The sequence below is a fragment of the Methanosarcina baltica genome, from assembly GCF_055394095.1.
Map to the genome: position 1 here is coordinate 2,346,065 of NZ_AP042463.1, position 15,669 is coordinate 2,361,733.

A 15,669-nucleotide genomic window follows, 5' to 3' on the forward strand; every position below is an offset into this window, starting at 1 on the left:
ATTCAGAATCAACGGTGGACAAAAAACCAGAGCAACCTTAAATGGCGTTTTCCCAGAGTTCCGCTTCGGCACCCGAGTTCCGCTTCGGGATCACAGGAAATCGAAGATTTCCTGGGAGTTGCGATGAAATCGCAACAGCACGAGGTCCGTTTCGCTACGCTCAAGCGGACGAAAAAACGCCAGAGCAACTGTACTTGTCGTCTTTCATCGTTATTTTTCCGTGTCTTCCGTGTGTTCCGTGGTTTTTGAATGCACACACCAAAAGTCTCCACCGACAAAAAACACTCCTGGATTCTTGAAAGAGGACGAAAAAACACCAGAGCAACTGTACTTGCCGTCTTCCCCGAGTTTCGCTTCGGGAGCACGAGGTCCGTTTCGCTCGCTTCGCTCACTCAAGCGGACTGAAAAACACCAGAGCAACCGTACTTGTCGTCTTCCTGCATTCTTTTTCCGTGACTTTCCGTGGTTTGAATGCACACACCAAACGATTCCACCAACAAAAACACAATTCGGAATTTTTGCATCAAAATGCAAGGCGACATCCCAACATAATTCTGAAAACCAAACCTGTATGAGTATATTTTCCCCTATTTTTTCTTATTTCCCTCATTTTCTCTCATTCTCCCTCTCTTCAATCATAATTTTTTAATAGTTGGGGCGAGTATGTAAAATTATTTAGGAACGGGGGATTTGTTTCTTGAGCGATACACCGAAATTATTAACCGCGCTTAGCTGCCAGCTTTCAAGTTTGCTTAAAGGGGAAGAAAAAGAAGGAGAAATAGAAGGGGAAAAAACAGGGAAAATAGAAGAAGAGTCTTACCCTTACAAAATAATAAACGCACTTAGTAACCAGCTTTCCAGTTTGCTTAAAGGGGAAGATAAGGAAGAAGAGCCCTGCCCCTACAAAATCAAAAGCACGAAAAACCGGAACACCATCCTGGTCAACTGCAGGGAATGCGAGGGCGCCTCTTCCCTGAACTATGAGCCCTGCCGGAAGAAGCTCTTCAGCATCCTTTTGAAGGAGGGGCGGGCTGATAGTCTGGTCCTTTCCAGACTTTACGAAAGGGAATACGAGGGAAAGGCCCTGGCCCTGCTCTATGCCCTTGCGGAATTCAGGGACTGCACCGCAGCTTACGGAAATCTCGGAACGTTCTTTGACTCCTGCCCGGCCTCCGAAGACCAGGAATGTGCCCCGGAAAGAAAAGCCTTCTTTGATTCCGTCCTTGAATATTCGGAAAGTTCTCCTCTTCTGGCCTTTGAGGAACTTACAGGCCCGGAAGCTGAACGGCTTCTTCAAAAAGCGGTGGCGGGACTCCTGCCTACCTCAAATCCGGAATGCAGGGCCTGTTCCGAAGCTTTTTACACGTTTCTCTCCGAAATGCGGGAAAAAGCCTCCGGGTTCGGGAGAGGGCAGGAGAGTTCCCTTCTCTCTTTTTCAGGGACGGGAAGGCGCCTTTCCGTGGATGATTACGAAGCCCGGGCCAAACCTTACGTCAGGCCTCCTTTTTCTACCTCCCGGATCTACACCGAGGCTCCCGATAATACTGAATTTCTTGAATGTTACGACATCAGCCGGGGAGATGAACGGGTCCTTGAGCTTTCCCTCTACCGTTTCACGGACAGGCCCGAAAAGCTCTACCTGATCAGGCCCCCGGAATACAACCTGCGGCCGGACGCCCTCAAACTGCTTGAGCGGGCCAGGAAGAAAATGATACTGCACAGGCCCGAAGACCTCTCCTTTGCAGACCCTGCGGGAGCGAGGCGCTACTTCAGGCGCATGGCGCGGGACTTCCTGCTCGAAGCCCGGGAAGAGGAAAGAGAAGAAAAAAGGGACGAAAAAAGGAAAAGAGAAAGGAAAAGAGAAAAAGAAGAAAAAAGGAAAGCCTGGGGAAAGGAATGGGAGAAAAACGAAAAACGAAAAGAGTCTCTGACCCCGACCCTTCTGGAAAACTACTCCGACCTGCTGGCCAGGTACACAAACGGGCTTGGAATCCTGGAAGACCTGCTCTCGGACGAAAGGATTACGGATGTTTACATCAACGCACCGGCAGACAAAAACCCGGTGCATGTGGTGCTGGACGGGGAAGAGTGCGTCAGCAACGTTTTCTTTTCCCAGGACGACCTCGACTCGCTCGTCTCAAGGTTCAGGACCATCAGCGGTCGGCCTTTCGGGGAGGCCATCCCGGTGCTGGAGTTGAACCTGGAAGACTTCGGGGTCCGGGTTTCGGTGATAGGCGACCCCCTGAGCGCAAACGGGTTGGCCTATGCCTTCAGGAAACACGCCCTTACCCCCTGGACCCTTCCCCGGCTGATAAACACGGGTTCCATATCGGCTTTTGCAGCCGGTTTCCTGAGTTTTCTCATGGACGGGCAGGCCTCGGTGCTGCTTGCGGGAGAGGTGGGCGCAGGCAAGACCTCGCTTCTCTCGGCCATGCTGCTTGAAATTCCGCAGAAGTACCGCATCCTGACGATTGAGGATACTCTCGAACTCCCGGTCGGGGATTTGCAGGCCCTCGGCTGGAAGGTCCAGGGTATGAGTTCCCGTTCCTCTATCCTGAAATCCGGGGCCGAGTTCAGCCCTGATACGGCGCTTCGGGCAGCGCTGCGGCTCGGGAGTTCGGCCCTTGTGCTCGGGGAGGTCCGGGGGCCGGAAGTGAAGGTGCTCTATGAGGCCATGCAGGTCGGAAAGGCCGGAAACTCCGTTATCGGGACTATCCACGGCTCTTCTGTCAAAAACGTGTATGAGAGGATCGTGCATACCCTGGGAGTGCCCGCCACCTCCTTCAAGGCTACGGACGCAGTCGTGGTCTGCTCAAATATCAGGCCCGGGGGGAGCATGAGGCGCATAAAAAGGGTCAGCCAGATAGCGGAGGTCAGGAACGGAGAAACCGAGAACCCTGGGGCGGACGATGTATTTACCTCCATCCTGGAATACGATGCCGCAGAAGACCTCCTTTTACCCAGCGAGGTGCTTGAACAGGGACAGTCCGAACTGGTCGAGAAAATCGCCCGCAAATGGGGTATTTCCGTGGACCTGGCGCTCCAAAATATCGATATGCGGACCAGGATGAAGGAAAAGATCGCGGATGCCGGACGGTCGAGGCCCGGACTTCTGGAAGCGGGGGCCGTCGCCAGGTCCAATAATATGTTCTGGTTGCTCATGGATTCCCTGGAAAACGAGCAGGAAGGACCGGATTTCGATGCCCTCTACACCTGCTGGGAAAGGTGGTTCGAGGCATTTTCCCACACTTTCCCGGAAAACCGGGACCTTTCGGGGCCGAAAAACCGGGTTTCGGAAGAATTGCCGGACAGGATTTCGGAAGAATTGTCGGACAGCTTTCCGGAAACGTTTTCGGATACGGTTCAGGGTAGGTGAGAAGGAATGGAAACGAGCAACCTATCTGGTCGTAGATCCGGCAGCAGGTCAGGCAGCAGATCCGGCAGCAGATCCGGCAGCAGATCAGGTAGCGGATCAGGCAGCAGATCAGGCAACCGGTCAGGAAACTGGTACGTGAAAGCCTGCAAAAGTACGGCCCGGAAATGGGGTAGGCCTCCTGTGCTTCAGGACAAACGAGCTTTTCAAAGAAAATGTGAGCAGAGCGTGAGCCCGGAATACAGAGACTCCCTTCACTTCACGGGTTTTGACCTGGAGCCTTTCGAGACTGTGTTCTTCTCCTACCTCGGGACCTTGGCCGTGTTCTGCCTCCTTTTCGGACTCGACCTTTTTCTTATCCTCTTCAGGAGTTTCGAGGCGAGGACCCTGCTCATTTTTGGAGTGCTGACCTTCCTTCTGCCTTTAGGCGTGCTCATCTACCTGAGCGAGTACGTTAAGATCCGGGCAAAGCTCATGAGAATCTCGTCCATTGGGGACATCCCGGAGGTTTTGAGCTACATTGTCATGTCCATGAAACTCGTCCCTAACCTGGAACACTCTGTTCTTTTTGCGGCCCGGAATTCGGATCGGCCGCTTGCAAAGGACCTGAAAAAGCTTGTGTGGGACCTGAACCTCCGGGTTTACAGTAGCATGGATGAGGGCCTGCTCTCTTTTGCCGAGCTCTGGGGCCGGAATACCGAGTATTTCAGGCGCTCGCTTCACCTTATAAAAAGTTCCACGGCCGAGCCTGACGAGGCCCAGCGGGTCTTCACCCTGAACCGCGCTCTGGACGTCAGCCTTGAGGGTACGGAGCGGCTGATGGACTCGTATTCCGCAAAACTCCAGACCCCGAGTTACATCCTCTATTCGATTTTCATCCTCATCCCCCTGGCCCTTGTGGCCCTCATTCCGGCGGCCACGGTGGTCGGGATGAAGCCCGGGTTTATGGACCTCGTGCTCCTCTATGACTTCCTTTTTCCCCTGCTTGCGGCAGTCTATTCCGAGTTCATTCTTCTCCAGCGTCCAATCGCTTTCATGCCTCTGAAAATCCCGGATTCCCATCCGGCCCTGTCGGACATTAAGAAAAAGAAACAGACTGCCCTCCTGCTCGCAACCCTCTGCTTTCTGTTGCTGGCCCCCTCGGCCTACCTCCTTCAGAAATTCGGAAACCCGGGCGGCCTGGTTTCAACCGTTCCTCTGGAAGGTCTGCTCCTTCCGACCCTCCCCCCGATTCTGGGAGGGGCTTTTGCCCTTTCAATCTACCTCCGCCTCTCCTCGGCTCCCTACAAGAAGATAAGGGACGAACTCCAGCAGATGGAAAGAGAGTTTTCGGATTCCCTTTTTGTCCTGGGCCGCAGGATTTCGGAAGGAAAAGCTCCGGAGCAGGCTTTTTCCGCAACCGCAAAAGCCCTTAAAGGCTCAAAGATCGGAGAAGCCTTTGAGCGGATTTCCATGAACCTCCTGAGTATGCGCACAACCCTTCAGGCCTCAATCTTCGACGAGGAATTCGGGGCCTTCCGGCACATCTACTCGGAACGGATAAGAAACACCATGCTCCTTTTTACGCAAAGCGTCCACAAAAACCACGAAGCCGCAGGAACAGCCCTGATAAAAATGGCCGACCACCTGAAGGAACTCAGCGACGTCGAAGAAAGAATCCGTCGCTCCCTCTACGACGTAACCGCCACCATGCGCTCAACCGCCGCAATCTTCGCCCCCTTGATCGCAGGAATAACCCTGGCCCTCTCCGAAGTAATAACAAAAATCCTCTCCCGCGTAGCCGGAAAACTCAGCACCGTCCCCCAGGACACAGGTCTCATGCCCGTCCAGCTCGACTCAACCGCTCTCTCCCAGACAATCCCCCCCGACCACTTCCTCCTAATAATCGGAATCTACCTCTGCCTCATCTGCGCCATCCTCACCCGCTTCGCCGGGGCCGTCGAATACGGCGGGGACAAAAACCAGCTCCACTACGATTTATCGGGTATGCTGCCTCTGTCGGTAATTATTTTCGCGGTTACGACTACGGCTTCGAGGGTGATTTTCCGGGGTTTTGTATAAAAATTTTGTAGAACATTTCACAAATGAGTGTTTATTAGATAGACAAATTTCGATTCATTAAAATAGATATATGTAGTATTATTTTCAATAGTTGTTAAGTTCAAATGAATTAAAATAAAAATAAGGATGTAATTTATGAGAGGAACTATACAAAATATAAATGCCAGTAGTATTACAATACCGAAAATTCATTTTGAATTAAGAATTGACAATACTGGACAAGAAAAAATCAAAACACTTGGTTACTCAATGGAAATATCTCTTTCTGGTTTGAGTATTGGAAACATATTTAAAATTTATAATGATGTATTTGATTCTAGAGGTTCACATGAATTTACAGAAGAATTCATTATAGATCCTTATCTATTCAACGCAATTGAAAAAAATAGAAATGGAGGGGATGTAACAGTTGACGTAAGGTTTGAATTTATGGTTGTAAAAGAAAATATAGAAACAGGAAATAAAATTGGACTTTTAAGGTATTATTTTAATAATCAATATGTAAGCATCAATCAAACAAAACTATCACAGAAAGATTGGGCAAAAATGGCCTCTGATATGGGTTATTTGAACTATGGCATATTTGAGATATCTTATTCTTCAGAAGTATTCAAGGAAGACTTCAGTGACATAATGACCCGGTTAGAAAAAGCGCAAAAAATGTTTTCACAAGGCGAATATGAAGAGACCTTAACTCAATGTAGAATGGCATTTGAAGCCTTAGCACCGCTTGTTTCCAAGAAGACAAATAATTATGAGATGATACCTGCCTTGGCTCATGAAGTAAACATGGGCTGTAAAGAAGAAGTTAATGAGCTGAAAAGTAATAAAATTGAATCACTTCGTCAAAAAATAAGGAATTCTCTTCACATAGGACCTCATGAAGGATACAGAGTAACCAGAGAAGATGCCGAATATTTACTAACAATGTGCATTTCTACAGTTCGATATTATGCGATATTATTCAATAAGATATCAAAATGACCAGCTTATATATTAGTAACTATTGCCTTGATAGTCACTATTCTGGGTTCTATTAAATAAAATTATTTTGTATCTGATGTGAGAGTGCATTACTTTTAATATTAGATATTGTTAATCCTTCAAATATTACACAGAATGTTGGTGAAATTGTGACACCCGATAAATTTTACATTTTTATTGATACAAACTTGCTCTATGTTGATACATTAGATTATCAACTTTTTAATACATGGACCATGAACGAACTTTTAAAAATTAGAAATATGTACAACAAAGTTTTTGAAGATAATAAAGAAATACTTATCCACATTCCAGAAATAGTAGCAAAAGAAGTCTTCTTGATAAAGCATGATATTTCTAAACAAAAGTTGCAAGAAGCAACAAAAACTGTGAAGTATCTTGAAGAAGGTAAACTTAAAAGGGACTTAGAAGAAATAGGGAGGAACTTCGAAGAAAAACTAAAAACAAATGGAAAATCATTCATCTCAGATAATAATATAATCATCATACCTTGTTGTAGTGACTTTTATTTTAAAAAAATAGGTATCTATTCAGCTACCTCTGTTTCTAACTTATATTTCGTATAAACTCAACAATTACTTTTTTCATATAGATTAATATAAAAATCATCGGATTTTGGAATGAGGTTTATGAAATGTGAAGAGATTCTTACTCAATGCCGTTCAGACCCTGAATCCATTGTTTCATATATTGAGGATCTTGAGTCTCGGTATGAAGATCTTGGATCTCGGTATGAAGATCTTGGATCTCGACACGAAGAGCTTGAATCTCGGTATGAAGATCTTGGATCTCGACACGAAGAGCTTGAATCTCGATATGAAAATCTTGAATCCGAAAACACCGAACTTCGAGAAAGACTTAATGAGTTAGAATCTCGCCTAAAAAAGAATAACCAAAACCAAAAAAGAAATCGACTTCCCTCTACTAACAATTCTACTGATAAAATACCTCAATCAAAAGGTTCACAAAAAGGAAGTTTTAGACGTCCTGGCGGCCAAAAAGGGCATCCTGGTTCTACATTAAGGATGATTAAAAATCCTGATAAAACAATCATTTATAAGCTACATAAATGTGAACATTGTGGTTGTAACATTGAGAAGATTGAAGTTATAAATTACGAGAAGAGACAAGAATTTGAAATAATTGTAAGGCGTAAAGTGACCGAACATCGTGCTGAGATCAAAAAATGTCCTTATTGTAACCGCAAAAACAAAGCTGCTTTTCCGAAATCAATTACAAAACCTGTCCAATATGGCAATATGGTTTTAACAATTGCAATTTACCTCCGAAACTACCAATTGATTCCCTATGACCGAATCAAGAAATTATTTAAAGATGCCTTTGGATTTGATATAAGCGTTGGTACAATAATTAGGGCAGAAAATAAGTTATTTCACAAGTTGAAAGGTGCTACAAACCACATCAAGAAGCAACTGATAAAAGAAAATGTCATCCATGGTGATGAAACTGGAATCGACGTTGGTGGTCAAGGGGAATACTGCCATTTAATCTCTACAAAAAAATATACATACTATTTCCATAATAGGAGTCGAGGATCAAAAGCAATGAATAAAATGGGAGTGTTGCCTAAATATAGAGGAATTATAGTCCACGATTTCTGGAAACCCTATTTTAAATACAAATGTGAACATGCGGCATGTAATGTCCACATTCAAAGAGAACTTAAAGACATTTATAACATATTCAAGCAAGTGTGGGCTGAGGAGATGTCTGATCTCCTATATGAAATTAAAAAATGCGCAGACTTTGCCAGAAAACAGGGCATACAAATAGATGAAGATACGCTCAAGACCTTTAAAGAAAAGTATCAGTCAATACTAATGAAAGGATTTGAGGACAATCCTCCACCTGAAATCTCGAAAGACAATGGGGTTAAAAGAGGAAGAAAAGCGCAGAGCGATGCAAAAAATCTCCTTGATAGACTTTCAAAGTATGAAAAAGAAATCTTGAGGTTTGCTACGGATCTAAGAGTTCCTTTCAGTAACAACCAAGCAGAAAGAGATCTCAGAATGATAACAGTTCAGCAAAAAATATCGGGAGATTTTAGGAAACCCCATGGAGCAGATGTTTTCTTTAGAATTAGGGGATACATATCTACACTAATAAAGAATAATATACCTACTATAAGTTCACTTCATGCGGCGATTGAAAATGTGCCACCCTTACCCTGAATAGATACAAAAATAGTTCAAAAATCAATTGAGAAAAAGATGCCTTTCAAACCCAAACTTGATGAGAAAAAAAAGAGATATATTGGGGATAATGGTTTTAAAGATACTGTCATATGGTATTCCATCATAGAACACATAAAGAACCAAGAGATAAGCGAAAATGATCAAATTATTTTATTGACAAATAATATAAAAGATTTTAAGAGTGACGGCACTTTGAGAGAATTTAAATTATTAGCTGGTAAAGATATACACATCACTAATTTTAAGCCTGCAAAAGGTAATGGTTCCAAACCTTCAGAATTTTTAAGAATTATTTTAGAGAACTCAAAAGATCTCAAAATTGATACAATAAATATTTCTTATTTAAAAATCAAAGATAAGATTCAAATTCATTCAATAAAGGGTTCTCCTCTTAATTTCAATCTTGCTCCTTTGTTTCCAAACTCAATAGATCCTAGCAATTTTGAAGATAAAATAGAAACACAAATTAAATACAGATTTTCTAGCTTTGGTTTTAATGTAGAAGATTTGAAATTTAACTTTGATGAGGCAAAAGTAGTTGCTGTTACTGTTAATTTAAGGAATTATAAATTATGGTTTATAGACATTGACGGTATAGAGTTAGAGTTTGAGGACGGTATTTTTATAGAGGAGTTTAATTTCGATGTTAATTTTGGTACAGATATACTAGAATATAATGGTTATGATGGGGAATCAAGAGACGCTGATGAAGATTTCAGAGAAACAATTATATCGATATTAGAAGGTAGAGGGTATCATCATATCGAGCCTGATTCGATTGAATATGAAGTTGAGTATATCCCACCAGATGATTAATCAACTGTTGTAACTGTTTACCAAAGACGCGACTATATAATCAATTGTCCTTTTATTAAATCCACATTTTGATCCCCTGTCAAGATGGGTAAATAATTCTTGCATGTTGGCTATTTAATAGATAGGATCTCAACTAAATGTCATATTTGTACACTATGAATTTGTACAGAAATGACATTAATACGAAATGTGAATTATACTCATCCAGTTATATTATTTTGAATATTAGCTTGACTTTGTCAGATTAGACAATTACTTCAGCCACTGTTAATGTGACATAATCAAGTTAAAATCACAGTATTATTTACTCAATCAGCTGGCCCGAATTCTTCAAAACCTCTTTTGCCTGCCCCTCGGAAAGTCCGGCTCCCATCACTTTTTTCAGGCCCTTTTCTTACGGAGATTTCCAGGCAGACAGGCCGGAAAGTTTTTTGAAGGATTTCTGAGACCTGCGGCCTTTTATAAATTTTGTTTCTCAGTTGACAGGGGCCTTTTTTTACTGGATTGACCTCTTTTGCCTGCTCCTCGGAAAGTCCGGCTCCCATCGCTATTTTCAGGCCCCTTTTTTACGGAGATTTCCAGGTAGACTGGCCGGAAAGTTTTTGGAAGGATTTCTGAGACCTGCGGCCTTTTACGAATTTTATTTCTCAGTTGACAGGGGCCTTTTTTTACCGGATTGACCTCTTTTGCCTGCCCCTCAGAAAGTCTGGCTCCCATCGCTATTTTCAGGCCCCTTTTTTACGGAGATTTTCAGGCAGACAGGCCGGAAAGTTTTTAGAAGGATTTCTGAGACCTGCGGCCTTTTCTGAGTTTTGTTTTTTCAAAGTGCAGCGGCCTTTTTTCTACTCTTCTCTCTTTTTATCTAAGTATCTAGTATATTCAAATTTTGAACCAATTGTTCTTTTTTATGACGTAATATCCAAATTTTGAACGGCATATTGAAGTTCATTGAACGCATTTAGCAATCTACGTGATAAATTTGACAAAGCTGCAACAAGATATACAAAAAATTCTCAAAGAATCCTCTGAACCCCTCGGCCCAGCAGCTATTGCAAATGAATTGGGTCTAAGTAGAGATAGGCATAAAAGTAAAATCCACTACAATTTGACAAAATTAAAGGAAAAAGGAATTGTCATTTGTCTTGAAGGAGGAAAGTATTCGATAAACAAAGAAGACTTGGAAATAATAAGAGAATTAGAAATCAAAATTCTTGAGTTATTAGCAGAAAAAGAATATAATCCAAAGGAACTGGAAGAGAAACTGGTCCAAGATGAAGGTAAAGTTATTGGTGCCATCAGCCGACTTGAATTAGATGGGCTAATTAAAGAGGGGGATATCTCTCTGACTAAAAGGGGAGGCTTACCAAGAAAAGGGCCAACTGTTTATGTAACAGATTATTACAGAGCTTCAACCTACACTCCAACACATTTAGGATACTCAAAAATAGGTCTTTGTCCCATATGCAAAAAAAAGCTGAATGATTATGAAACAATTGTAGTAGCATTTTTTAGACAAATTAATGACTTTAGACAAAGACCATGGCTTTCAACAGAGATTCACTCAAAGTGCTTGCCTAAGTCTAAAGCATATGATATGGTATACAGTAAACATAAACAATCAATGTTCTGTTATCATTGTGGCCTTCCCCTTTCTCCAAAAATGTTACCTGAATACTCAATAGATTATGGACTATTAAAAGATCATTTTTTCGGTTTTGAATTGAATTCAATCAAGTTGCTTGAGGAATTAATAAAAAGTTGGTTTGTACCCCTTGATGTTCCTTTCTTGAAAGAAAAACACGCAATCACACCTCAAAACTCAACAATAAGAAAAGTATACAACAAATTAGATCTAGAGATGCCTGAGTGGTTAGATGAGAGAATAAAGAATGATGAAAATAACCCTGAAATGCCTCCATTTGGAGAAATATGCCACGAAATTTCAAATGATCTGATGTTTACTTTTGATGGAGATCTCTCAAAACTAGAAATTGCAGAAAAATTCCAGAAACTTTTGATCAAATATAGGTTGTCTTGTCCAGAAGAATACAATGTTAGTTCTAGAACAAAAGAGATATGGACTGCGGCTCAAGACATTAAGAAAAATTATGATGAGAATATTAGAATTTCTTATGAAAAATTGCTTGGACCTGAAGCAAACTTGCATACTCATATTGATTGGGCATTCGATCCAGATGATTATGATTTCGATAAGGCAGCATTAGGTTCTTGTAACGATAGAAATTTTACATTTATTTTGGCTCAAACTTTTGCAATAAAATGTGGGAATCGATATTATCATCCTTATTGTGCTGATAAACTCGGATTAAATGACAGTCATTGCAATGACAAATAATCAAAAGGAGGTGAAGGTATTGAGTAATAAATCCGATCAGGATAACCACGCAAACCAGTGCAATCCTAATAACGATGCTTACTGGCAAAGCCGTGGGGAAGACGAAAGACCCGAAGACTGCGAAGAAAAAGCTAAAGACTGAAAATACAACAATTTTTGATAAGTAATTGGGAAAATACATAATGACAAAGAAAACGCCCATGACCAAAGAGGCTACATCAAGAATACAATCCCATGCTGACAGAACCGATACAAACCAAGGTTTCAAGGCAAGAGCACAATCTGCAGTTACAAAGAACAAGAAATAAAACACACTATAAATTTATTTATTTATTTATTTTTTACTATGGAGATCAGATGATGGTTCAAAAAGAGAATTTAGGCCTAATAAAATGCGAAAATTGTGGAAGAACATATACATTAGACCCAAAATGGGAATATAATATATGTAAAAACTGTGCTAGCAAAAAAATTGACGAGGTATTTAGGGTATGGGCAACCGAAATCCTTGGATATCACGAAGAACTTTGGGAGTTCTTACCTAAGTTGCCAAGAGACCTATTTTTTCTTACCCTCAAGGATTACGTTTCTGACAATGAATTGAAACAAAAAGTTGATAATGCACTAAGATCACATCCCGACAAACGCTACTCCAGCATGGATTTGAAGCAAATTGCAATAGATGAAAAAGATAAATTGCTGACTGCCGCAATACCTTCCAAAAAGGGGGTATGTGAAAAATGCAATTCCAGTTATGATATCAATGGCATATGGCCTTACAAAATTTGCCAAAAATGTGCTTTGAATGAAAAATACAAATGGGAAAATATTTGGCTTAGTGAACTAGGTTATGATGAGGAATTTGCAGGCATCATACCAACTCCACCGATAGATACTAAAAAGTATAGAATCGATGCTACTTTTAGCACAGAATCTTCAGGAAGAGGTAAAACGAATATGACTCAGGAAACTGCAGCGAGAATTCAATCTCACGCAGATAGAAACGAAACAAATCAGGATTTTAAGGCAAGGGCTCAATCTGCAGCTGCTAAAAAATAAAACAATATATATGGAATGTTCAGGCCTTCCATTTATTTCAGGATGTAGATTGGTGAGTAGTGGGTGTAAATCATTGAAAATTGTTTGTAGAAGGACTTTCGATAAATACGTCCAAACAAGCTGAATGTGTATTTATTTCCAGCATGATAAATGACTCACGGACACGCCCCATCATTTCAACCCTGGAGATTTTAGGGAAACTCTGAATTCCCAATTTAATTTATTTTTATTCACAGGTGAGAAATTACATCTAATCATAGCTTCTTTAAACTGTTTATTTGTGATGAAAAAACCTTCTGGCGATTGTTCAAAAAGAATTTTAAGTGCATAACTGGTGTAATTTTTATCTGGTGTTTTTTGTGGAAGTATATTCAACATTATCCAATTATCCAGGGCTTTTTTATTAATGTCGGGTAGTTCGTATCCACTCATTTTACTCACTCCTATCTTTCATAATTTGCCAATAAAGTACCACTGAGCTATGCCTTGATTTTGAAAAACAACCGGCTAAGGCCACCACCAGGGTCCATACAAAAACGCCCAAAATAAACCATTTCCGGTTATTTCAGAAAATAGACCGGAAACAGCCTAAAAAAAAGAAAAATTAACAAATAAACCGGGCCGAATTTTTCAGAACATCTTTTGCCTGAACTTCAGAAAGCCCTGCACCCATCACTATTTTAAGGGCCATTTCATCCGTGATAAGGTCGTCCGGGCTGTGGGTGTCCGTATTCAGGACAAGGGTTGCCCCGAGTTCAAGGCCCAGTCTGGCGACATGCCCGTTTGTCCGGTTGTGCCCGTTTCTTGCCGTGATTTCCAGGCAGACATTATTTTCAATTGCGGTTTGCACGTCCTCCGGGGAGATCAGGCCGGGGTGGGCCAGGATGTCCACGTCCTCGCAGGCTGCGGAGGCGGCGTTTGTGCCGGGAGCCACGGGCTCGGCTATGGTTTCCCCGTGCACGACCACGATGTCGGCTCCGAGTTCCTTTGCCTTTCGGGCGAGGGGGGCGATTTTTCTCGGAGGAACGTGGGTCAGCTCGACTCCTGCCAGGACTTTTATGTCCCATTCTTCCTCAAGGTACTTCGCCTTATTTGCGCCCTCAAGGAGGAATTCAAGGTTCGTAAAGTCTGCGTGGTCGGTAATTGCTATCGCCTCGTAGCCGTGCACAACAGCCCGGCGGACGAGTTCGCTGGGGATTAATTCCCCATCACTGAAAAGACTATGAGTGTGAAGGTCGATCAAATGGAACCACCTGTTTTTGGGAATAATGATTATTTTTTTTAGGGTATGGTCTTAAATTTATGTCAAACGAATTTTTTAACCACGGAACACACGGAACACACGGAAAAAGAATGCAGGAATACGACAATTAAGGTTGTTCCGGCATTTTTTTCACTTTTTTGAAATAAGGTTTATAGTCCGCTTGAGCTCGCGAAGCGAGCGAAACGGACCTCGTGCTCCCGAAGCGAAACTCGGGTAGCGAAACTCGGGTGGTTGGAAGTCCTCTTGATATTGATTCTTGACGGAGAACTCCAATATTCCGAATTCTAAAGCTGGGTGAGTATATATTAACAGCCCACCCTGCTTAAAAAATTATTCAATATTATCAGGATCATTAGAGTTCTCAGAACTCTCAGGCTTCTTCCCCACATCTGCATAAGCGAAACTGGGCTTTATTTTTGTCCTGACCTTCTCAGGTTCCTCTGGATTCTCAGGGCTCTCAGTCACATCTGCAAAGGCTAAACCGGGCTTTATGGCCTCGTTTTTAATCCTGACATTCTTAGGCACAGGCTTCTTGGGAATATCCACCACATTTCGCTCCAGCACACTGGCAAAAGCTAAATTGGGCTTAACGTCCTCGATTACTATCCTGACCGTCTCTCCAATCTCTACTTCCTCTACAAAGACCACAAGGCCATTGACAATCACGGCCCCGTCTCCGGAAGTTCCGAGTTGATCGATCTTGACCACGAACTCATTGCCCTTCCGTATAGAAGTCGTCAGATATTTCTTTCCGATAACGTAGATCTCCGCACTCTGGGTTCTGGAGGCTTTCGGGGTGTAGGCCGAGGTCCGCACGAAATTGGCCCTTACCTGATTCATGTAGTCCCCGAACATATCGCCCTGGAAGACCTTCACCACGAAAGTTCCGTCCGGCTTCAGGATCTTTTTCGCGCACTCAAGGGCCGAGGTGGTAAGCTCGATTGACCGGGCATGGTCATAGGCCCAGTTTCCGGAAAGATTTGGCGCAGCATCACAGATAACCACGTCCGCTCCACCCTTTCCGACAATATCGATGATATTCTCAATCGTGGAATCAGCGTTAATGTTCCCCCGGATAGTCTGCACTCCCTCAATGGGCTCGATTACCTGGAGGTCAACCCCCAGAATCTTCCCCTTGGAAAGCTCCTTTGCAACCTGCAACCACCCGCCTGGAGCTGCCCCCAGGTCCACAACCGAGTCTCCCTGACTGATAATTCGGTGCTTTTCATTAATCTGCTTGAGTTTAAAGGAGGCCCTGGAACGGTAACCTAATTGTTTTGCCTGATGATAATAAAAATCTCGTCTGTCTCTTGCCATGATGTACCTTCCCTGCACTGAAGTATATAATATAGATTGCGCAAAATCGTTTATCTGGATATCTATACTATATAATCCTTTTATAAATATATATCTTCGGTTATTATATGGAGGGGGATAAAATGGATAAAAAGGACAAAAATAGACAAAATGGACAAAATGGGCAAAACGGACAAAAATAGCTAATTACGACCACTCCGGG

At 42.6% G+C, this 15,669-nt stretch carries 12 protein-coding genes and 1 pseudogene; 9 read left to right on the top strand and 4 right to left on the bottom strand.

All coding sequences use genetic code 11. The features are described 5' to 3' along the window. Positions 1–210: 210 nt before the first annotated feature. On the bottom strand, positions 211–396 hold the full coding sequence (locus ACZ5QV_RS10250; protein ID WP_464599726.1) for a hypothetical protein: 186 nt from the start codon (positions 394–396) through the stop codon (positions 211–213). A 301-nt stretch (positions 397–697) separates the two neighbouring features. Between ACZ5QV_RS10250 and ACZ5QV_RS10255 the strand changes: the two genes are divergently transcribed. From ACZ5QV_RS10255 to ACZ5QV_RS10295, 9 genes are all read left to right on the top strand, one after another. Then, positions 698–3,376, top strand: coding sequence for an ATPase, T2SS/T4P/T4SS family (locus ACZ5QV_RS10255; protein WP_464599727.1), 2,679 nt, complete (start codon positions 698–700; stop codon positions 3,374–3,376). A gap of 135 nt (positions 3,377–3,511) precedes the next feature. After that, a complete protein-coding gene (locus tag ACZ5QV_RS10260; RefSeq protein ID WP_464599728.1) occupies positions 3,512–5,434 on the top strand; it encodes a hypothetical protein in 1,923 nt (640 codons plus the stop codon). A 135-nt stretch (positions 5,435–5,569) separates the two neighbouring features. Beyond that, positions 5,570–6,418, top strand: coding sequence for a hypothetical protein (locus ACZ5QV_RS10265; protein ID WP_464599729.1), 849 nt, complete (start codon positions 5,570–5,572; stop codon positions 6,416–6,418). Positions 6,419–6,654: 236 nt separating this feature from the next. Then, entirely contained in the window at positions 6,655–7,005 is a 351-nt protein-coding gene (locus ACZ5QV_RS10270; RefSeq protein ID WP_464599730.1) for a hypothetical protein, read from the top strand. A 63-nt stretch (positions 7,006–7,068) separates the two neighbouring features. Beyond that, complete coding sequence (gene tnpC, locus ACZ5QV_RS10275) at positions 7,069–8,631, top strand: IS66 family transposase (RefSeq protein ID WP_464599444.1); 1,563 nt, start codon at positions 7,069–7,071, stop codon at positions 8,629–8,631. Positions 8,632–8,643: 12 nt separating this feature from the next. After that, positions 8,644–9,471: a PIN domain-containing protein gene (locus tag ACZ5QV_RS10280; protein WP_464602085.1), complete on the top strand. Its 828-nt coding sequence runs from the start codon at positions 8,644–8,646 to the stop codon at positions 9,469–9,471. A 979-nt stretch (positions 9,472–10,450) separates the two neighbouring features. Continuing rightward, the gene (locus ACZ5QV_RS10285; RefSeq protein WP_464599731.1) at positions 10,451–11,827 is read left to right on the top strand and encodes a hypothetical protein; all 1,377 of its coding nucleotides are present in this window, start codon (positions 10,451–10,453) and stop codon (positions 11,825–11,827) included. Between the two features lie 19 nt (positions 11,828–11,846). Beyond that, positions 11,847–11,969, top strand: coding sequence for a hypothetical protein (locus ACZ5QV_RS10290; RefSeq protein ID WP_464599732.1), 123 nt, complete (start codon positions 11,847–11,849; stop codon positions 11,967–11,969). Positions 11,970–12,184: 215 nt separating this feature from the next. Further along, complete coding sequence (locus ACZ5QV_RS10295; protein ID WP_464599733.1) at positions 12,185–12,886, top strand: hypothetical protein; 702 nt, start codon at positions 12,185–12,187, stop codon at positions 12,884–12,886. A 171-nt stretch (positions 12,887–13,057) separates the two neighbouring features. Here the strand turns inward: ACZ5QV_RS10295 and ACZ5QV_RS10300 are convergent, their stop codons facing one another. The 3 genes and pseudogenes from ACZ5QV_RS10300 to ACZ5QV_RS10310 form a co-directional block, all read right to left on the bottom strand. Then, complete coding sequence (locus tag ACZ5QV_RS10300) at positions 13,058–13,318, bottom strand: hypothetical protein (protein ID WP_464599734.1); 261 nt, start codon at positions 13,316–13,318, stop codon at positions 13,058–13,060. Between the two features lie 172 nt (positions 13,319–13,490). Then, positions 13,491–14,129, bottom strand: a complete 639-nt coding sequence (locus tag ACZ5QV_RS10305; RefSeq protein ID WP_464599735.1) for a histidinol phosphate phosphatase domain-containing protein — start codon at positions 14,127–14,129, stop codon at positions 13,491–13,493. 573 nt (positions 14,130–14,702) lie between these two features. Continuing rightward, positions 14,703–15,467 (bottom strand): annotated as a pseudogene (locus tag ACZ5QV_RS10310) (23S rRNA (uridine(2552)-2'-O)-methyltransferase); the annotation flags it as partial. Positions 15,468–15,669: the final 202 nt, after the last annotated feature.

What these genes read in the sequence shown, in the direction of transcription:
- ACZ5QV_RS10295 (WP_464599733.1), top strand. Translation starts at nt 12,185, where the DNA reads ATGATGGTTCAAAAAGAGAATTTAGGCCTAATAAAATGCGAAAATTGT.
- ACZ5QV_RS10300 (WP_464599734.1), bottom strand. Translation starts at nt 13,318, where the DNA reads ATGAGTGGATACGAACTACCCGACATTAATAAAAAAGCCCTGGATAAT.
- ACZ5QV_RS10270 (WP_464599730.1), top strand. Translation starts at nt 6,655, where the DNA reads ATGAACGAACTTTTAAAAATTAGAAATATGTACAACAAAGTTTTTGAA.
- tnpC (WP_464599444.1), top strand. Translation starts at nt 7,069, where the DNA reads ATGAAATGTGAAGAGATTCTTACTCAATGCCGTTCAGACCCTGAATCC.
- ACZ5QV_RS10265 (WP_464599729.1), top strand. Translation starts at nt 5,570, where the DNA reads ATGAGAGGAACTATACAAAATATAAATGCCAGTAGTATTACAATACCG.